This window comes from Shewanella sp. c952 (genome assembly GCF_019654975.1).
GTDB lineage: Bacteria > Pseudomonadota > Gammaproteobacteria > Enterobacterales > Shewanellaceae > Shewanella.
Genome location: NZ_BPEW01000001.1, coordinates 318,582 through 338,447, shown reverse-complemented (window position 1 = coordinate 338,447; position 19,866 = coordinate 318,582). Strand labels below are relative to the sequence as shown.

Sequence of the window (19,866 nt, the reverse complement as noted above, 5' to 3'; positions counted from 1 at the left end):
TACCCTACTCATATCACAGCAAGGGATTTAACTTATGGCTCGCAAGCGCAAGTATGGAAGATAGAGCTAAATATCAATCGGTGCAGTATGATCTACACCGATTAGTCGTACTGACCATTTTCTTTGGTGCACTCATCGCCGCTACAGGTGTTTCCATCTCTGTTTGGGCTGAATACCAGGTTATCGGAGATGCTGTTTTCAATCGCCGTTCTGATTTTCTAGGTGACTACAACAACGCTAAATTCGCCTTTGTGTTTAATATCGCACTGATGATCACAGGTATTTGCATTATGTTGGCGATGTTCGGCTTGTACCAACTCAAGCAAGGATTCTTTAGTCACTACTTATCCCTCGTCGGTGGTTGGGTCGGCATCAGTGTTCTGTTAATGGGCATGTTTCCGATTAATTACCTAGAGATGCACCGCTTAGTATCAACCTGCTTTTTACTCGGCACAGTATTGATGTACTTTTTATGTATTACTGACAGATTCAGTCAGCACTCCATCTGCAAAGGACCCATTTTTATTTTGAGCATTCTGGGTTTTATCGCTGCATCAGCCTTAGTGATACAGCTCGATTGGAATACTCTCGACTTTAGCCCTTGTGACCCCCCCGAAAGCGCTCCATGCTGGGTAGCTATCACTATGTGGCTACAAACCAATATTGTTCTGCTTTGGTGTTTATCTTTTGCCTGGACGGTAAGGAAAGTAGCCATAAAAAACTATCTCGAACTGTCTCAGCGCTACTTAGCTGGAGAGCAATAAAAACACTATGAGGCTGGCAAAATACTTAGCACTGACAGGATACTGTTCTCGCCGCGCTGCAACGCGTTTGATTAGAGAGGGCCATGTCATATTCAACGATCGCCTCGCCAACCATATTGATAGCGTGACCCTCATCGACACATCTGACGGCCAAGACTGCCTAGAGAAAATTGTTGTCGATGGTGAGCGACTTAAAGCCGTTGAAGCTAAAGCTTACTGGTTGTTTAATAAAGCCGTTGGCACCGACAGTCGTCTATTGGACGACCTTCCGAATAGCCTGCTGCATCTGCTACCGACATCACCACGACTCTATCCAGTGGGTAGGCTCGATAAAGATTCCCGTGGACTATTACTACTCACCAATGACGGTGAGCTAACCCATCAGCTAATGCACCCCGACTTTGGTCACCATAAGACTTATCACGTAAGAGTTAATCGCAATTTTGATGAAGACTTTTTACAGAAAATGGCTGCGGGAGTGAGTTATAAAGAGGTCACCACTCTGCCCTGCACTATCACTCGTTTAGCATCAGATAGCTATGAGATAATCTTGACTCAAGGGTTGAATAGACAGATCCGCCGCATGTCTCAAGCACTCGGGTTTAAGGTTATAGATCTGAAAAGAGTTTCGATTCAAACGCTAGAGCTAGCTGACCTAGCTAAAGGTGAGATGCGCCCTTTAAGTCAAACTGAATTAGGCAAGCTGCTGGCTTCAATAGCTCCCAACTAAAGGTCTATCATCAACCTTGGATCTCGCAGGCTCAAATCGACTTTATCAAGTTTGTGTCCCAGCCCGGTTAAGTCAGTTAGGTAAATACAACTGCGCTTAATTTGCAATAACTGTTCTTTTTCCAGTTGCTTAATAACCTCATTAACTCGCTGACGAGCAATACCAGTTATTTGACTGATTTGCTGTTGAGATATCGACACTTTAGGTGTCTCACCACGTAGCAATGGAATATGAGCGGCAAGCTCCAAAAGCAGATACACCACTCGCTTTAGTTTATTCTCACTCATCATCAACTGCGACTGCAGCCACTTAGTTTTAGACTCCAGCGACAACGAATGAAACCACTTATAGATCTCAACATTCTCTTGAGCAAGACGGTGTAGATCGAAATTACTGAAATGGATAAGAGTTACCTCATCAATTCCGCTAATAAAAAATGGCGTATAAGATGAGTTACGGCTGTCATAATTACCAAACCAATCCCCTTTGCCCATCACGATATTGTTGACGGTTTTAAGGTTCGGGGTTTGCAGGCAAATTGTTACGGTGCCTTGTACCACAAAGCTGGCGCCTTGATGCGCAATCGTCGCACCGTCCATCTCACTCGCTTTCAATTGCGTTTTAAGCTGGGCAATCGATAACAACTTTTCAGTCAAACCTGCTGAAAGTTCTGTATTCCAGTGGAGTGCCTTTAGCAGCGTAGAGTCAATCAAATTATTACCTTAAACAGATGAGTTACCCATAGTTAGCTAGCCCTATTATGGCATATTGAGACTGACCACAATGACGTAATTCACCTACAAGAAAACCGTCCACAGTGAACGGTTAGGCCAATGATAGCCTCAATGTTGATTTATCATTTCAAAAATCGAATACGCTAATCAGCTACAGCCTATCAGCGAATTTTTTGCATTTATGTAGTGGTAGCAGCCAAGCCTTATTTTTCTCTTTTACAAAAGCCTTAATATAGTCGCCACTTATTTTATCTCGACCTATCTCATCAGCCTTAATTTTAAGCCCCAGAGCCTTCAACTTATATCCTTTAGTATCTTTGAGCTTTAATGCACAAACTTCATATTTAGCGGCAAAGGACGCCGCTACTTTTTCATCAAAACTCGCTACGGAATTAAAAGCCAACATAGCGAGTACTAAGACTAAAAACTGTTTCATTTTACCACCTGTAAGAACCCTAGAATTAGCTGTTCAATCACCTTGGCAGCTAAGAGCATTTTCGATACAGCACAGGGTACGGTTTTTCAGACAGAATGAATGTCCGTTATCGGACAAACCTATAACGATACTGCCGGCTTAAACGTTATTAAACGCGATTAAACTGACTTTACATGTCACTGATTCCAATTGCCTGTGGTAAGTGCTGAACAGAATAGGCCATGCCACCGCAGCATTCGTAAGTCCATTTACAGCAGATGTCCCATCGGAAGCGTTAGGCTATTTCGAATAAGTACGAGGGCGACAACTTCATCAGGGGTGCAGAGGGATGACTCTTATGAAATTAAAAGCGGGGCACAAGTACTTTACCCCTTGGCTCGGGTGCAGCTTGATGTATTTGTGGTTCCAATGACCTGCGGTCGGCGTATGTGCAGATACGACCGTGACGCGCAGCAAGTCCGTCCATGGAAGCTCGCCATGACATCCATGACATCCATGTCATGGATGGTCACGGCCATATCTACACTGGGTTAAAAAAGCGCGAACTTGCTGTATTTCAGTTTTCAGCTTTATGCTAAAAATTAACGGCGCTCTCAGTTAGCACTGGAGTAAAGATAAAAAGCTGAGCTCGCAGAAGCTAATCTCCCCCGTTGGGAATTTCGCTTTTTAAATTTCGCCGGGGGCGCTGAGGGATTGACTCTTATGAAATCAAGAGCGGGGCACAAGCGCTTTCCCCCTTGGCTCGGGTGCAGATTGATATATTTGCGGTTCCAATGACCTGCGGTCGGCGCATGTACAGATACGACCGTGACGCGCAGCAAGTCCGTCCATGGAAGCTCGCCATGACATCCATGTCATGGATGGTCACAGCCGTATCTACACTGGGTTAAAAAAGCGCGAACTTGCTGTATTTGAGTTTTCAGTTTTCAGCTTTATGCTAAAAATTAACGGCGCTCTCAGTTAGCACTGGAGTAAAGATAAAAAGCTGAGCTCGCAGAAGCTAATCTCCCCCGTTGGAAATTTCGCTTTTTAAATTTCGCCGGGGCGCTGAGGGTTCGCTAAGGGGGGCAAGCGCTTTCCCCCTTGGCTCGGGTGTGGGCGAAGCGCCACGACTTTCCTCGGGCGTAAGTTCGTATTTTTAGTCATTGATAAAATTAAGATTTCACTTTAGTGTACTGTTCACAACATCCAAAAAACACTCAGAGTATGTACATTATTGAATTCCTGATGATTCATAAATTATTCGGGCCCGCCGCTCAGTTAGCTGTTGGGCTACTTGCTTTTATCGGAGTAATACTGATACAGATTTTTCTTCATAGAAGAGCAAAAACTGAAATGAGAGCCCGCTTTGAGCAATTAGATATGCAGCATCAACATGAACGACGTGTTAGCGCTAGAAAAGAAAAACTCAGTAACCTCGAGCCAATGTTTAACCTCTTATTTGAATTACGACAATTTCATTCCGAATTATATAAAACTGAAATTGAACCGAATCAAAGAAAAGGGTTATCTGAAGCAGAAATTATTGAACAAATAGAAAGTATTAAAAAGAGTCTGTCGGATCAATCCGAAAATCAAATGCGCCTTAATATGCTTATCCATGTTTATACCCCAGAGTTAAAAGATCAACTTTTTGAGTACGAAGAAGCCTCATCAAATATCTCAATAACATGTTGGTCATACATTTCTAGCTCCAACAGCAATTTGAACAATGCTTTTTTTGAATTAGAGTCCAGAATCACGGAACTAATGAAAACTATCAATAAACTCCAAAGCTCCTTGGTAAAAAGCAGCCAAAATAGCGAAAGTTAAATATCCAACAAAAAAGCCGAAACACTTTCATGTTTCGGCTTTTGCATCAAAAGGCTAACTAATCATAATCAATATGATTAATGCACAATTTCCATCTCTTCAAGCAAGTTATCTGCATGATCCAGATACTTCATCACCCAAAGCATATAACGGCTGTCAACTTGGATAGAGCGGTTAGTCTCAGGATCGTAACCCCAATCACCAATGATACTCTCGTATACACCGTCAAACAGTAGACCGACTAACTCAGCACGGCCATTCAGGGTTGGCGAACCTGAGTTACCACCTGTGGTATCAAGCGTCGATAGGAAGTTAACGGGTACAGAATCTAGCGACTTGACATAGTAATCGCCGTACTGCTTGTTAGCGATAAGCTCAAGTTGCTTCTTAGGCGCATCGAATGGATCAACACCTGTGTCTTTGGCCAAGATACCTTCAAGACGAGTAAATGGCACTGCTTGTAGACCATCTTCAGGTGAGTAACCTTTAACATGACCAACTGTTACCCGCAGGCTAGAGTTTGCATCAGCATACACTGGCTTACCTTGCTCTTGGTTATAAGCAATGATGGCGTCCATATATTGTGGACGGACCTTCATTAAATCACCCGCTAACTGCTTTTCAGCCTGCTCGCGTTGCATGCGCTCGTCATAAGTCGCGACTGCATATTGAATGAATGGATCTTTAGACTTTTTAAAGTCAGCAACTGACTTATCCATCCATGCTAAACGCGTGTCTTTATCTGACAGCTTAGTGTTGGCATACATCTTATCTAGCGTTTTATTAAACTTAGCCATATCGAACTTGTTACCAATACCAAAGGCTTTATCAAACGCAGGTAAGCGCTGATCTTTTGGTAGTGCGGCATAACGGCTAATTAGGTCTGCGAGTATTGCTTTATCAACACTGGCAGCATAACGGCGCTCAATACGCTCCATACCAGAGGTAAAGCGAGTCATATCACGGTCTTGATAACCTGGTTCACGCTGCATATCTGGTAACGTTTTTTCATTGGCTAAACGATACAAACGATTAGCTGTGCTCATCATGGTGCTGTAACCCATATAGCCCAGCAGTAAATCACGTTCTTGACCTTGTTGACCTTTAGCAATTAGCTTGTCCAATTGTGCCAATACTTCGCCGTATTTAGTTTGGCGTTTCTTATCAGCTTTAATCCAATTAGCTAAGTCTTGCTCTAGTCCTTTACGGTCATCAAGCATGGTTGATTTACCGTAGAACTCAATCATCGAGGTGAAGTTTTTAGCGTAGTTAGCTAGACCTGCAATCGCGCTTTCATACTTAATGCGCTCATCGCTACCCTCAGGTGCAGTTTCTTTGATGATCTCAATAATGCGCTCACGGAGAATTTTTCCCTCTGGATAAGCCCACTCAAACTGGTTTTCGACTTCATTCGCGGTGCGGTAGCGATTTGTACGGCCAGGGTAGCCTGCCACCATGACGAAATCACCTTCGCTAACGCCTTTAGCAGACACTTTCAAGAAGCTCTTTGGCTCGTAAGGCACGTTGTCTTTACTGAAATCAGCTGGCTTACCATCTTTGCCTACATAGGCACGATAAAAAGAGTAATCACCAGTATGACGTGGCCACATCCAGTTATCGATATCACCACCGTATTTACCCACACTCGCAGCTGGGTTGTACGTTAGGCGTACGTCACGAATTTCCATTTGCTTGACTAGGTAATACTCAAGACCACCATGGAAACTGTAAACCTGACAGCGGTAACCATCTTCTTTTTCACACTCAGCTACTAGCGCTTTTTCTTTTTGCTCTATGCCTTTATAGAAGTCATTACCCACTTTACTCATTTGGCCTGACTTCACATCGTCGGTCACATTAGTGACGGCTTCAGTAACATAGATACGAGAACCCGGCGTAGCAGGCAACTCTTCAGCAAAGCTTTTAGCTAAAAAGCCATCTTTGAGTAAATTTTTCTCTGGTGTTGAGTTGTATTGAATTGAACCATAAGCACAGTGATGGTTAGTTACCACTAGGCCTTTTGGTGAAACAAATGACGCTGTACAGCCGCCAAGGCTGATCACGGCATTCATTGGGAATTCGGTTAGTTTTGAAATCGAGTTAACATCGATCTCCAACCCTTTTGCCTTCAGTTCGTCTGCCATTGCAGGCAACTGATAAGGCTGCCACATACCTTCGTCAGCAATCGCACCAAAAGAGGTCGCCATCGCTGCAGCTGTCAAAAGCCATTTTTTCATGTTGTTAAGTCCATTTTTTATTTTTAGGATTATTATTTTTGCTTACTGCCAGATACAACTTATGCTCTGCTTTAGATACAAAAAAGCCGAGCTCAATATTTATATCGACGCTCGACTTTATCACAAGATGTTAGCTAATAAACAGACTCCAAATGTATCATCTGTAAAACTAACGTTGCATTTCTACTTTATCTATAGAGCAACCCACAGCTGCGCGGCAATAATCCCGACGCCCAATACACCTGCAGCGCTTAATGCAGCGCTGCCACCACTCACTTGATAACCGCCCAAATTCTGCTTGCGCTGGCCTAAAGCCATGGCTATTGGCAGGAAGATAATCATCACAACCAGCGGAATAGCGGCGAAACCGAGCACTTGGAAAAAACCATCTGGGTAGTAAAGCGCACATAAAAGTGGCGGTATAAAGGTCAATAACCAAGTTTGAGCACGGCCAAAGGCATTGTCTTTAGCGCGGGTTAGTTCAGCCACATAATCAAACAGACTCATGGTCACGCCCAAGAACGATGTAACCAATGCAAGGTTAGCAAACAGGTCAATAAACTGCTGTAAGATGGCAGAATCAGCTACGCCCTGCAGCGCTGTTACCAATAGCGGTAATGAGCCTTCAAAGCCATAAACCGTCTTGCCGCCTAACGTACCTAATGTCACCATCAACCAAAGGATATAACACACCAACGGAATAGTTGAACCAATTATAAGCACCTTACGTAGTGAGATTGCGTCGCCATCTAAGTAGCGCACGATAGTCGCGATACAGACATGGAAACCGAAAGAGGTGAACACAATAGGAATAGCCGCTAACCATAGATTAGTTAAATCGCTACCTACAACCATACCAGCAGTTGAGTTTTTCATCAGCAGATTCATATCCACTTCAGGTAGCAGATAGGCCACAACAATAACCAGTAGTACGATCATCGATGTAAATAGAACTCGAGAGACTTTATCAATCCAACGCACGCCGACGGCAATAAAACCACCAAAAATAGCGGTAAACAGCAGTACCGCGAGCTGGTTGTCCATCTGCATGCCAACCAGTTCCATCTTAGATTCAAGCAGCGACGAACCACCCATCAGATAGACCATAGTCAATGCGAACAGCAAACTTAGAAATGAGCCACCTTGTATAAGTTGCCCAAATTTACCTAAGGTTTTACCGGTAATCGCATGCACGTTTAGGCCTACGCCTGCACGTAAATTGATCTCAAGCATTAATAAAGAGGTGTAGATAGATACGCCCCAGATGACTACCAGTAACAGTAGTGCAGGGATAGTACCGAGTGATGCAGTAGCAAGTGGCAATGCCAACATACCACCACCAATTGCAGTTCCAGCTACAATGGCGATAGAGCCAAGTATTTTTGAGTTCACAAAATTGTCCTGTTAGATTTTATAATTTATTTTTGGTAGGTCAGATTTAGAACGACTTTGAGGGAGAGATATTTTCGCAAGTTAACAATACTATTAACAGCCCCCAATCGAATCTGGTCATCATCGACCTTACGATTCCAATTGGCCCCAACGGCTTAGTTAAATAATACGGATATTCACCTTATCAACTTTGCCACTGAGGCTTGATAAATCGCGGGCAATATCGATAAGATTGTTTCATTACGACTCTTTCTCTAAAAAATGACTGTTAGCGACATTAACAGCTACTAACCCAGCGGGCAAGCCATCTGCATAGCATAAAATCAACTTAATACGAATCCACAATAATGCTGTAAAGCCTTAGTAACACTTAGTTTACGTTTTACTGTTTTAGCTCAAAAATGAGGCATCGGTTGCCTTTTTAGCATTGAAGTTAGCCCCATTATCACTATAATGCTCGGCTCTGCTTCAGGGGAGTAGCTATCAATCGCAGTAACTGATTTACATCGATTGAGTAAGTATCAACATAATTGGCCATACGCCATGGTACTTACAGTTAGTGACTGTTGTCATTAACCCAGCAAGACCTGAGCACATTGCCACTCATTTTAGGGAGGGGTGTATTGTGCTTGGAATTTTGCCTCCCTAATATAGGAATACTATTGGAAGCTCTGCTTGCCTCAACGTTTACCGTTGCTGTCGCCGAAATAGGCGATAAGACTCAGCTATTGGCGCTCATTCTCGCCGCCCGCTTTAAAAACAAAACAGCCATTATTCTGGGTATTTTTCTGTCGACACTCGCCAACCATTTTGCCGCTGCTTGGCTTGGGCAATGGGCTATCGGTTATATCAGTCCCGAGATCGGACGCTATTTAGTCGCAGGATCATTTTTCGCCATTGCACTTTGGGTGCTTGTGCCAGATAAAATTGATGAAGAGGAGAGTCGTTTTTATTCGATGGGACCTTTCTTAGCTACCTTTATCCTATTTTTTATTGCCGAAATGGGCGATAAAACCCAAATAGCCACCGTCGTACTGGCCGCTAAATATGATGCGTTGGCAATGGTAGTGATGGGCACAACGCTGGGCATGTTAATCGCCAACGTCCCTGTAGTTATTGCAGGGCACTTTAGCGCCGAGAAGCTACCAATGCATTGGATCCATCGTGGCTGTGCTGTCTTATTTGCGCTGCTCGGTGTAGTCACTTTGATGTTTTAAGATTGGATAGAGCTGAGACGGCTCAGGCTGAGATGATGTAGATAAGAGTAAAAGACTTGTGGATTTATGCTCCACAAGCCTTTATATTTTGCTGTCGACGCTTCCGGCCTCTACAGCCCTAACGCTTGCTTAATGCGTTGACCATAATCACTATCTGCTGCAGTAAAGTGTTCAACCATCTTAGTTTGAGTTGCTTCACTAACCACACTTAAGGTACCGACAATATTTGTAATCAATCTTGCCTGCTCATCTGCTGGTAGCAAGCGGTACAAATCACCTGCCTGGCTAAAGTCATCTTGATCGTATCGGCTGTAACGGTCAGCTTCACCTTCTAAGCGCAGTGGTGGCTCAGCAAACTGCGTCTGATCTTGCAAACCATCATGGCTATTAGGACCATAGTTACGACTCGCATCACCACCCGTTTGGCTACCGGAGAATGGGCACTGAGTTCCGGCCATTGCACCGCCACGTTGATGATGATTTGCCGTCGTTGCATGAGGGCAATTCACGGGTAATTGGTTGTAGTTAGCGCCAATACGGTAGCGCTGTGCATCAGCGTAAGCAAATAAACGTGCTTGCAGCATCTTGTCAGGCGATGCGCCCACACCAGGTACTAGGTTACTTGGCGCCAATGCAACTTGCTCGACCTCTGCAAAGTAGTTCTCAGGCATACGATTAAGCTCTAACTCGCCAATTTCTATCAGTGGGTAGTCAGCATGAGGCCATACTTTAGTCAGGTCGAACGGGTTAATTTTATAAGTATTCGCTTCAACTTCCGGCATGATCTGAACTTTAACGCTCCACTTAGGGAAGTTGCCATCATTAATCGCTGCCACCATGTCACGCTGCGATGAATCAGGATCGATACCTTTCAAAATATCTGCCTGCTCAGCCGTCAAGTTGGCAATACCTTGCTGGGTTTTGAAATGGAACTTAACCCAGAAGCGCTCGCCTTTGGCATTCCAAAAAGAGAAAGTGTGCGAACCGAATCCATGCATTTGACGGTAATTTGCTGGAATGCCTCGGTCTGACATTAATATAGTTACCTGGTGCAGCGCCTCAGGATTCAACGCCCAGAAGTCCCACATTGCATGTGGATCTTTTAAGTTCGTTTGCGGGTTACGCTTTTGGGTATGGATAAAGTCTGGAAACTTAATCCCATCACGCAGAAAGAAGGTCGGAGTATTATTACCGACAATATCGTGATTACCGCGCTCTGTATAAAAGCGTAGACCAAAGCCACGAGGATCTCGCTCAGCATCCGCGCTGCCCATCTCGCCACCAACGGTAGAGAAGCGTACAAAAGTTTCTGTTTGCTTACCTACGCCATTGAAATGGTCTGCAAGTGTGAAGTCACTTAAGTCTTTAGTGAGGGTAAATGTACCGTAAACACCAGTACCTTTAGCGTGGACAATACGCTCAGGGATACGTTCGCGGTTAAAGTGCGCCAACTTTTCAATTAAATGCCAATCTTGAAGTAATAACGGTCCACGTTCACCGGCCGACAGTGAGTTTTGGTCGTCGCTAATTGGTGCGCCATTTTGTGCAGTAAGAACTCGGTTTTGCTGACTCATAAATTACTCCTCAATCTTGGCTAGGTTCAAGCCAAGTTTCGATTAAATCAAAAATGGTGGCCATGGTTTATCTCCTCTGTGCAACTCGGTAAAGCGTTGCGGTGATATTGACCTCTTGTCGATGGATTAATATTAGTCGCCAAACACAAAACAATAAAACGATTAAAACCGATAACACTAAACTAAAATGCAGATTAGTAATTTCAAAATTATATACGAGTGCTAGGCTAACTTTCTGACTAAGACCAGTGTTCGTCGAAAATACAATAAACGTTTAAGCAGATAGCATTAGCTGCAATTATCTTAATATCTAAATTAATCAGTTGGATAACAGGTGAGGCGTCACTTATTTGAAGGTTTAGACTGCTACGAAGTAGAGTGATATAAGACATCACTTGGGGCGTGTAAATTCACAGGGGTGAGTATTTGAACGTTACAGATGATGTAAAGTAAAAGGAGGTCAATTGATATTGCCTCCCTATCTAGCAGAGTATTCACTCATGCCTAATAAACGATAATAAAACCCCTTTAAGAATCTGGATTGCCCTGCTCCTGGGGGGCGGCTTTATAGAGTTTAACTAAATAGTATGCATCAATCAGTACAATGAAAAAGTTAACTAATGCGACTGGAATAGCATCAATTGCTAAGCCATAAGCCACAAACAGTGCTGCACCAATCAGGTTCCACCAGCGTAACTTTTTGATATTTGACATCATCAGCGAGATGGCAACCACCACAGAAGCTAAATACCCGACCCATTCCCATATTGTTGCGCTATCCATTTTCGCTCCAACCTTTATCCTAAAAAATCATACACTGAGTATGAGCAATAGATTGCCAATGCAACAGCTTATTGCGTAATTAAATACTCGGCAGTGCGCTCACCTTCCGCTATCGCTATTAGCGTTTGACTACCGCTGCAGTCATTCTCGATATGCAGCATAGCTCACCGGCACTATTGTGGATTAAGACTTCCCACACAGAGCTGCGCTTGCCTAGGTGTATAGGCTTTGCAGTCGCCGTTAATGTGCCATTCCGTGATGCTTTTAGATGATTAGCATTGATCTCTTGTCCGACGCAATAATACTGCTCAAAATCGACTGCGAAATTCGCGGCATAACTGGCTACGGTTTCTGCCAGAGCGACGTTTGCGCCACCATGCACAATGCCGAGAGGGTTATGCACAGCAGGAGATGCCGGCATCGTTGCCTTCATATAGTCATCACCAATCTCTGAGATGGTGATCCCCATTGTTTGCATTAGCGTGCCTTTACCGTGCATCCCTGAATCCATCTTGGCACACGTTTCTAAGCTTACTGGTCTAAACCAAATCGACATCTGTTACATCCATTGTTGTAGTTATTGTTGATAGTCTACTGTGTAAGCAAGATTGTTTAAACAGGTAAGATGAGTTAACAGAGGCATTTAAGGCTATTAGATTTAATGCTTAGAAAGCGGAAGGCTTTAAAGAATTGGCGCGCAATTAGGCTTTATATTAGGTGCTGTCACGTTTTCACGTTCAACTTGTGTGCCTAATCGCGCGCCATAGGGTAAAAAGTTATATCACTGAACAATATCAGTATTAGCTTAACTCTCTATTAAGACCAAAAGGTCGTGCATTAAATTAAGTCTTCTACGGCATCAAGTGTCAGCTTAATCATCTCATTCAATGTTTGCTGGCGCTCTTCGGCAGTCAAATGCAACCCCTGGCGCAAGTGGTCTGTCACAGTCATCATCGCCAATGCATTCGCGCCAAATTCAGTCGCTACACCATAAAGGCCAGCAGCCTCCATCTCGACGCCTAAGATGCCGTACTTCTCCATCAAGTCGTAACGCTGCTCATCGCTGCTATAAAATAGATCCGACGAATAAAGGTTACCGACATGGTAGTTAGTCCCTAGCTTTTCTGCTGAGTCAGTGGCGCGTTTCAACAAATTGAAATCGGCAATCATGGCAAAATCGGTATTAGCAAAGCGAGTTCTGTTAACAGCAGAGTCTGTGCTTGCGCCCATTGCCATGACTACATCCATCAACTTGATTTTGTCACTGACAGCACCACATGAACCGATGCGGATAATGTTCTCGACGCCATATTCAGTAATCAACTCTTTGGCATAAATAGAGATCGATGGGATCCCCATTCCTGAGCCCATCACTGAAATACGTTTACCTTTATACTCGCCGGTGTAGCCGAGCATATTTCGAACATCAGTCACTAGCACGGCATTATCTAGGAAGTTATCAGCGATGTACTTAGCGCGCAGTGGATCGCCTGGCATTAGTACTGTTTTAGCAAATGCGTCGTCTGTAGCATTAATATGTGGTGTCATTGTCTTTCCTTTTATATCAATTAGGTACTTGTTGACCCCTCAGCAAGCACACCAAAACCCTAGTTAGATTTACAATCTGTGTTTTAAATTATCCCGCAATGCTAAATAGCAAACCTGCAATAGTGCCGCTCATTAAGTTAGCCAGTGCAGCACCAATCAGTGCCTTCATGCCGAGTTCACTCAAATCATGTCTGCGTTCAGGACAAAGTGCCGCTAAGCCGCCCATCACCATCGCCAGCGAACCTATATTGGCAAAGCCACACAAAGCAAAACTGATAATAATCTGCGTTTTCTCAGACAGTTGGTCTTGGACTTTTAAAAAATCTATATAGGCGACGAATTCGTTAATCACCATCTTTTGACCGATGAATGATGCAGCCTGAACCGCTTCACTCCAAGGCACTCCCATCACCCACGCAAGTGGTGCAAGGATATACCCCAAAATAGCTTGCATGGTCAGCTCCTCGAAGCCGAACCAGCCGCCAATACCGCCAATAAAACCATTCACGAGTGCGATAAGACCAACAAAAGCTAGCAATAATGCCGATACACTGAGTACTTGCTGCAGCCCCATAGCCGCGCCACCCGCAGCAGCATCGATAACATTGGCAGGTTTATCAGTTTGCTCATCGAGGACTTTCTTTATGTCATTTATTGGTTTTTCTGTTTCTGGCCACATTAATTTGGCAAACAGAAGTCCCGCAGGAGCGGTCATGAAGGCTGCTGTCAGAACATATTTAACGTCCACACCCATCTGGATATAACCAATCATGGTGCCGCCAGCAACTGATGCGAGTCCGCCCGTCATTACCGCAAATAGCTCTGAGCGCGTCATATGTTTAACAAATGGTCTCACCATTGATGGCGCTTCTATCGGTCCCACAAAGATATTTGCGGTCGCAGAGAGTGACTCGGCGCGACTAGTGCCAAGTAACTTTGATAAACCGCCACCAATCACACCAATAATCAGCTGCATAATGCCCAAATAATAGAGCACTGCTATAAGAGAACTGATAAACACCACTACGCATAGCACGTTAATGACGAAGATAAAGCCAAGGCTATAGGTCGCTAAACCGCCAAATAGAAATTTTAACCCTTCATTGGCGTAGTTAATTACATGCATCACGCCGTTTGAAGCACCATCTAACATGGATTGACCCATAGGGAGGTACATAACAAAGGCACCAAAGGCGACCTGAAATGCCAGCGCACCGAGCACGGTACGTAGATTAATAGCTTTGCGATTTTCAGATAATGCCACTGCAATACCCATCAAGCAGAGCATGCCCAATAAACTGATGAAAACTTCCATACATTTTTAGCTCAATGAATCGTTATATGGACGCAGTGTATACAGCATGCATTTAGCTGCAAGGATTAAGCGGGAATTTAGCAGAGTAAAACTGATTTTTTATCACCTTAATCAGCGATACACTCCGAATGACTCAAAAGGTAAACTTACAGCAAAGTATCACAAACAGATTGGCAGCAAAGAAATTACAGGATGTGCTATTTAACTCATGTTGAACAACACTTTCAAGATATATTGTGGCGCATTAAAAATGTTGCATCGAACTGCAAACAAGCCAATATTAGATCATATAATTACAAAAAAGGAAGTTTATGACGTACAAATATACTAACTTAACGCATATTTGATGGCTAAACTGAAGTTTTAGCTGATTACATCAATTAGAGATAATGCTCTCTTAGCCTTAATTTGAAATTAAAAAGCCACTTTCAATCAAGAAAGTGGCTTTGAGGCATTTTTTAATGGCTAGCTTTATTTTTCCAGAAAAGGCCATTAACGAGTGCAACGACGCAAATTGAACAATCACATCAATCTGCGCAGGGTCGCTCAACGCTATCTTTACTGTATCGATATCTAAGCTAGCAGCTTATTAACCTTATAAAATAATAAGCTTAACCGCCGCAACCATTAGAATTTCTAGAGTTGATATAACGAACATCTTTGGCTCTGTCATAACTGGCAGGATCGAGGGTTTTATGCTTTTTGATGAACTGATAAAGCATATCGGCATCAATAAAGCCGGTGTCTCTAGCCTTTTCCTTCAACTTGGGATATTTGTTACCGCCCGCAGCGTTGTAGCTTGGTAGGGTAAATCGATAGTTATCCGTGAGCTTGAAAGGTTTGTCAGCAACAGCTTTGATATCAACATCTTTAGCTTTACAGTCAACGGTCATCTTAATGCCGCTAAAATGGGCAAAGCCTCCAGAGCCTCGAGTCTTAAGCGCAACCCTAGACAAATACTTTTTCAGTTCAGCCCCATTCATCTCAGTCACAGTCACACTGTTGGAAAACGGCTGCACCTTAAGCACATCGCGATAGCGAATAGGCCCTTTCTTTATGCTGGCACGAATACCGCCGGAGTTCATGATGCCGAAATCTGCTGGCACTGGCAGCTGAGTTTGAGCATGGGCTATCATAATCCCTAAAGGTGTAGCTTGGTAACGAACAACCCTACGTTTACCAATGAAATCCGCCTTTGCAACACCAATTTCCTCTCTCAGTTTGACCTGTCCCTTACGCTGAAAAGGACGCAGCAACTCGAGGGTTTCCGGATCCTTGGGAGTTAGCATCGAAGAGTGCAGCATGAAACCATACTTACTTTCACTGTTCACTGGAACCAGCTCGTAGCTGGCTAAATGAAGCTCGTTACCGTAGAACTCAAAGTCAGCACGGCCAATAAATTTGCCCCACTCATAAGCTTGCATAATCCAGGTGCCATTTTGGCGATCCGGCTTACACGGTTCATCGCGGCCGTACTTCTCTACGTACTCGCCCGTATCCCCTTCCATACAGACAGGCAGTTGTGAGTGACCGCCAATGATTGCCTGGATCTGACCAGCCTCAAGGCTACGAGCCAAAGCAACATCCCCCGGAGCGTTACTGCCATGATTGCCATTTTCATAGTGGCCCATATGGGTGAGACCAAAGACTAGATCAGGATGATGCTTCTCTTCAAGCTCTGCCAAAATGCCTTTCGCCTCAGCTTGAGCAGAAGTGAATTTAAAATCTTCAACAAACTCTGGATTACCTATCTCAGCAGTATGCTCAGTAGTTAGGCCAACGACGGCAAGCTTCAAGCCTTGCACCTCAAACACCTTGTAGGGCTCAAAGTATCGTTGCCATTCGCCATCAACTTGACGATAGATGTTGGCCGATAACCACGGAAATTTTGACCAGCCTCTTTGCTTATCCATCACTGTCGATGGATTATCAAACTCATGGTTACCCACAGCCATTGCGTTATAACCAAGGTGGTTCATGCCGATAAAATCTGGCTCGGCGTCTTGCAGGTCAGATTCAGGAACACCAGTATTGATGTCGCCACCGGAGAGCAGTAGAACCTCGCCTCCTTGTTCAGCCACCTCTTTGCGGATCTCATCAAGGATGGTTTTCCGTGCAGCCATGCCATAGCCACCGCTTTTACTTTGCCAAAAACGGCCATGGTGATCATTAGTATGCAATAAGGTGAAGCGCTTGCAATCATCGCCTGCAGCAATACAGGCAGCTGATGCAGTCACCTTCGGCGCTTTAGGCGCTTCTTCCACCTTTTTCTTACCACAGCCGCTCAATACCAACGCAAGGGCGATAGCTGAGCCAGCTAGAAGCAGGCGAGAAGGACGGAGTGAAGTATTCATAATAACCCTTCAGTATTAAACAGATAAACGTTGCCACTCGCTTTTTCATCTTGAGAGCAATGCACCAAGATTGGATATAAGGCAACGGCTGTACAGTTAAAAAAAGCAGCACCCAGAGCGATCCCGGTGCTGCTTTTTATAGGCTTAGCGAATGACTAGCCTTGGCGGCGACGCAACCACATTAGCGGTAGCAGCAGAGTCATAAGACCACCTAAGCTACCGGCACCATCTGGCTTAGTCCAACCTGTTTCTTCGGTGTTTATCACCTCAATGCTAACAGATTTACTGAAGCTTTCTTCGCCAAGAGTTGCCGTGAGTTCGAACACAAGCACTTGATCGATATTTACGCTAGGTGTAGTCACATCAAGTGTCAGACCTGTAGCGGTAAATACTGCCGTGCTTCCTGATAGCTGCTTCCAGCTGTAGCTAGTACCTTCTGGAGCGTCAGCAACAGTAGCTGTAATAGAAGCTTTATCACCTTCGGTAACCTTAGTTGTACCTGCAAACTCTACACTCAGAGTCAAAGGCACATTAACTACGCTCAGGCTAACGTCTTTGGTTGTTGCCAAGCTACCGTCGCTGATAGTCAAGGCAAAGCTCAAAGTTTCGTCGGCTTTAACCATTGGTGCAGTCAGAGATAATACAGCTTGGTCGCCCACAACCGTCTTCTCTTCAGCAACAATCTGCTCCCACTTGTAAGTAAGAGTAACACCTTCACCTGCCGTGATTGCAGAAGCATCGATGGTGTATCCAGTCCCTTCAGTGACACTCTCAGGAGTAACAATATCACCATCAACTACCAGAGCAGGGTTTGGATCGTCACCACAGACTGCACCATAGACTTCTTGTACTAACTCTGGACGGTCAATGAATGGGTTACGGTTGCCCTGGTACTTGTATACTTGGTTGTTACGGTTCTGCTCGTAACTATCCACTGGATCTTGCGTGTTCCATGCGTATAGCTCACAAAGGGTACCAATCAGTGGCAAGTTATCTTCTGCTGTAGTGGTTAGACGATCAACAGCAACCAGATCAAGCATTTGAGTAGTAGCAGTATCGGTACCTTGATAGCGAGTATCCATATACATGATCATACGAGCAACATCGCCTTTCACCTCATCACGAGGTTCCCAGCAGTCGGTCGTTTTGTTTAGGTAGTTACCTGTACCTACACCGTTGAATAGTACTTCTTCACCCGTGTCGCTACACGCACCAAAGTCATTGTTGCTTCGTGCTGTGTTGATACCTGGATCTGAAGGACGCAGGTGATGAGCATCGGTGTAGCCCCATTGAGAATCGCTCGGAAAGCTATGACTCTTGGCCCAAACGTGTTCACGATTCCACTTGCCGACACCACCACCACTTTGTTGGTTGTCGAGCTTAGGGATGGATTTACCTGTGTAGATCTCCATAACATTTTTTTCGTTATTAGGATCTTGATCAGCGTGGGTCAATGCGGACCAAACTTGCTTATAGCTCAGTTGCTTATGACCTTTGGCAATGATGGTTGATAGCGCATTCTTAAGCTCTTCTGCATTAGCAAAATCGCCACTCAGTACATCTGAGTAATAGATTTCAGCATTGAACGTAGTAAGATCGGCAACCGGAGTCAGAGTCTCGCAGTTAGTGCAAGGACCTGTTTCAAGCTCAGGTTCTGGAGGCGTTACATCACCTGAACAAGCATCTTCGCCCGGACAGCCAAAGCCTTTACTGGCCTCAATATCTGTGATCTGTCCTTTTACTTTTGAGCCAACTAAGACCCACTGATTGGTGCTTCCTGGGAAATCAGCTGTAATATCAGTAACACCAGTAGTAACGTTTGCCTTTCTGCGTAATATCGCATTACTGGTTGTGAAATCTGGGTTATTCGCGTCTGCCCATCCATTGCTTCCAGGGTCTTCGCCGAATTTACCAAAGATATCTACAATGGCACCATCTTGGGTCAGGATTAAAGTATCATTTCCAGTAAAATAAGTAACTCCTGTTGTTTCGACGTCTATTGCACTCTTTCTTGTCTTAAACCCAACAGAAGCGCCTGGGTTATAAATAACTATACTGCTATTTGGTGCTAGCTCTCCTGTAAATTTATCATAAGTGTAATTAGGCGCATCTATTGTATTCGCTGCACCTTTCGTATAAGAAGCAATCTTAACTTTAGTTAAATCGACCGCCACTGTACCAAGGTTAGAAATCTCGACGGCCTTATTATTACCGCCACCGTTGAAACTTTTATCACCTTCACTATATTCGGTAATCAATAGTCCACCAGGAGTGGCATCTGAAGAGCAAGCATCTTCACCCGGACAGCCAAAGCCTTTACTGGCCTCAATATCTGTGATCTGTCCTTTTACTTTTGAGCCAACTAAGACCCACTGATTGGTGCTTCCTGGGAAATCAGCTGTAATATCAGTAACACCAGTAGTAACGTTTGCCTTTCTGCGTAATATCGCATTACTGGTTGTGAAATCTGGGTTATTCGCGTCTGCCCATCCATTGCTTCCAGGGTCTTCGCCGAATTTACCAAAGATATCTACAATGGCACCATCTTGGGTCAGGATTAAAGTATCATTTCCAGTAAAATAAGTAACTCCTGTTGTTTCGACGTCTATTGCACTCTTTCTTGTCTTAAACCCAACAGAAGCGCCTGGGTTATAAATAACTATACTGCTATTTGGTGCTAGCTCTCCTGTAAATTTATCATAAGTGTAATTAGGCGCATCTATTGTATTCGCTGCACCTTTCGTATAAGAAGCAATCTTAACTTTAGTTAAATCGACCGCCACAGTACCAAGGTTAGAAATCTCGACGGCCTTATTATTACCGCCACCGTTGAAACTTTTATCGCCTTCACTATATTCAGTAATAACTAAATCAGCATTAGCAGCAGTGGACAAGCCGCACAAAACCATAGCAGTTGCTGCGGCAACTGCGTTCATTTTAATTCTCATAATCGTATCTCTTTTGAATCTT

At 44.1% G+C, this 19,866-nt stretch carries 15 protein-coding genes; 4 read left to right on the top strand and 11 right to left on the bottom strand.

Annotation, left to right across the window (positions count from 1 at the left end; translation table 11 throughout):
- Nucleotides 1-53 precede the first annotated feature (53 nt).
- Nucleotides 54-764, top strand: coding sequence for a DUF998 domain-containing protein (locus tag K5R16_RS01360; RefSeq protein ID WP_220735747.1), 711 nt, complete (start codon nucleotides 54-56; stop codon nucleotides 762-764).
- 7 nt (nucleotides 765-771) lie between these two features.
- A complete protein-coding gene (locus tag K5R16_RS01355; protein WP_220735746.1) occupies nucleotides 772-1,494 on the top strand; it encodes an RNA pseudouridine synthase in 723 nt (240 codons plus the stop codon).
- On the opposite strand, the gene K5R16_RS01350 is transcribed toward K5R16_RS01355, so the two are convergent.
- Nucleotides 1,491-2,207, bottom strand: coding sequence for a Crp/Fnr family transcriptional regulator (locus K5R16_RS01350; protein WP_220735745.1), 717 nt, complete (start codon nucleotides 2,205-2,207; stop codon nucleotides 1,491-1,493). The genes K5R16_RS01355 and K5R16_RS01350 overlap by 4 nt on opposite strands.
- A gap of 172 nt (nucleotides 2,208-2,379) precedes the next feature.
- Nucleotides 2,380-2,664, bottom strand: coding sequence for a hypothetical protein (locus tag K5R16_RS01345; RefSeq protein ID WP_220735744.1), 285 nt, complete (start codon nucleotides 2,662-2,664; stop codon nucleotides 2,380-2,382).
- A 1,227-nt stretch (nucleotides 2,665-3,891) separates the two neighbouring features.
- Between K5R16_RS01345 and K5R16_RS01340 the strand changes: the two genes are divergently transcribed.
- Complete coding sequence (locus K5R16_RS01340; RefSeq protein ID WP_220735743.1) at nucleotides 3,892-4,476, top strand: hypothetical protein; 585 nt, start codon at nucleotides 3,892-3,894, stop codon at nucleotides 4,474-4,476.
- Between the two features lie 77 nt (nucleotides 4,477-4,553).
- Here K5R16_RS01340 and K5R16_RS01335 read toward each other — a convergent pair whose 3' ends face one another.
- Nucleotides 4,554-6,713 (bottom strand): S46 family peptidase, encoded by a 2,160-nt coding sequence (locus K5R16_RS01335; protein ID WP_220735742.1) that lies wholly within the window; start codon nucleotides 6,711-6,713, stop codon nucleotides 4,554-4,556.
- Nucleotides 6,714-6,905: 192 nt separating this feature from the next.
- Nucleotides 6,906-8,105 (bottom strand): aromatic amino acid transport family protein, encoded by a 1,200-nt coding sequence (locus K5R16_RS01330; RefSeq protein ID WP_220735741.1) that lies wholly within the window; start codon nucleotides 8,103-8,105, stop codon nucleotides 6,906-6,908.
- 662 nt (nucleotides 8,106-8,767) lie between these two features.
- Here K5R16_RS01330 and K5R16_RS01325 point away from each other — a divergent pair.
- Complete coding sequence (locus K5R16_RS01325) at nucleotides 8,768-9,322, top strand: TMEM165/GDT1 family protein (protein ID WP_220735740.1); 555 nt, start codon at nucleotides 8,768-8,770, stop codon at nucleotides 9,320-9,322.
- Between the two features lie 110 nt (nucleotides 9,323-9,432).
- Here the strand turns inward: K5R16_RS01325 and katB are convergent, their stop codons facing one another.
- From katB to K5R16_RS01290, 7 genes are all read right to left on the bottom strand, one after another.
- Complete coding sequence (gene katB, locus K5R16_RS01320) at nucleotides 9,433-10,896, bottom strand: catalase KatB (RefSeq protein ID WP_220735739.1); 1,464 nt, start codon at nucleotides 10,894-10,896, stop codon at nucleotides 9,433-9,435.
- 528 nt (nucleotides 10,897-11,424) lie between these two features.
- The gene (locus K5R16_RS01315; protein ID WP_220735738.1) at nucleotides 11,425-11,679 is read right to left on the bottom strand and encodes a hypothetical protein; all 255 of its coding nucleotides are present in this window, start codon (nucleotides 11,677-11,679) and stop codon (nucleotides 11,425-11,427) included.
- Between the two features lie 118 nt (nucleotides 11,680-11,797).
- On the bottom strand, nucleotides 11,798-12,235 hold the full coding sequence (locus tag K5R16_RS01310; protein WP_220735737.1) for a PaaI family thioesterase: 438 nt from the start codon (nucleotides 12,233-12,235) through the stop codon (nucleotides 11,798-11,800).
- Between the two features lie 281 nt (nucleotides 12,236-12,516).
- The gene (gene deoD, locus K5R16_RS01305; protein ID WP_220735736.1) at nucleotides 12,517-13,227 is read right to left on the bottom strand and encodes a purine-nucleoside phosphorylase; all 711 of its coding nucleotides are present in this window, start codon (nucleotides 13,225-13,227) and stop codon (nucleotides 12,517-12,519) included.
- Between the two features lie 88 nt (nucleotides 13,228-13,315).
- On the bottom strand, nucleotides 13,316-14,542 hold the full coding sequence (locus tag K5R16_RS01300) for a NupC/NupG family nucleoside CNT transporter (RefSeq protein ID WP_220735735.1): 1,227 nt from the start codon (nucleotides 14,540-14,542) through the stop codon (nucleotides 13,316-13,318).
- Between the two features lie 611 nt (nucleotides 14,543-15,153).
- The gene (gene ushA / locus K5R16_RS01295; RefSeq protein WP_220735734.1) at nucleotides 15,154-16,896 is read right to left on the bottom strand and encodes a bifunctional UDP-sugar hydrolase/5'-nucleotidase UshA; all 1,743 of its coding nucleotides are present in this window, start codon (nucleotides 16,894-16,896) and stop codon (nucleotides 15,154-15,156) included.
- A gap of 155 nt (nucleotides 16,897-17,051) precedes the next feature.
- Nucleotides 17,052-19,844, bottom strand: coding sequence for an endonuclease (locus tag K5R16_RS01290; protein WP_220735733.1), 2,793 nt, complete (start codon nucleotides 19,842-19,844; stop codon nucleotides 17,052-17,054).
- Nucleotides 19,845-19,866: the final 22 nt, after the last annotated feature.

What these genes read in the sequence shown, in the direction of transcription:
- K5R16_RS01345 (WP_220735744.1), bottom strand. Translation starts at nt 2,664, where the DNA reads ATGAAACAGTTTTTAGTCTTAGTACTCGCTATGTTGGCTTTTAATTCC.
- K5R16_RS01310 (WP_220735737.1), bottom strand. Translation starts at nt 12,235, where the DNA reads ATGTCGATTTGGTTTAGACCAGTAAGCTTAGAAACGTGTGCCAAGATG.
- deoD (WP_220735736.1), bottom strand. Translation starts at nt 13,227, where the DNA reads ATGACACCACATATTAATGCTACAGACGACGCATTTGCTAAAACAGTA.
- ushA (WP_220735734.1), bottom strand. Translation starts at nt 16,896, where the DNA reads ATGAATACTTCACTCCGTCCTTCTCGCCTGCTTCTAGCTGGCTCAGCT.
- K5R16_RS01335 (WP_220735742.1), bottom strand. Translation starts at nt 6,713, where the DNA reads ATGAAAAAATGGCTTTTGACAGCTGCAGCGATGGCGACCTCTTTTGGT.
- K5R16_RS01290 (WP_220735733.1), bottom strand. Translation starts at nt 19,844, where the DNA reads ATGAGAATTAAAATGAACGCAGTTGCCGCAGCAACTGCTATGGTTTTG.
- K5R16_RS01360 (WP_220735747.1), top strand. Translation starts at nt 54, where the DNA reads ATGGAAGATAGAGCTAAATATCAATCGGTGCAGTATGATCTACACCGA.
- katB (WP_220735739.1), bottom strand. Translation starts at nt 10,896, where the DNA reads ATGAGTCAGCAAAACCGAGTTCTTACTGCACAAAATGGCGCACCAATT.
- K5R16_RS01355 (WP_220735746.1), top strand. Translation starts at nt 772, where the DNA reads ATGAGGCTGGCAAAATACTTAGCACTGACAGGATACTGTTCTCGCCGC.
- K5R16_RS01315 (WP_220735738.1), bottom strand. Translation starts at nt 11,679, where the DNA reads ATGGATAGCGCAACAATATGGGAATGGGTCGGGTATTTAGCTTCTGTG.
- K5R16_RS01300 (WP_220735735.1), bottom strand. Translation starts at nt 14,542, where the DNA reads ATGGAAGTTTTCATCAGTTTATTGGGCATGCTCTGCTTGATGGGTATT.
- K5R16_RS01340 (WP_220735743.1), top strand. Translation starts at nt 3,892, where the DNA reads ATGATTCATAAATTATTCGGGCCCGCCGCTCAGTTAGCTGTTGGGCTA.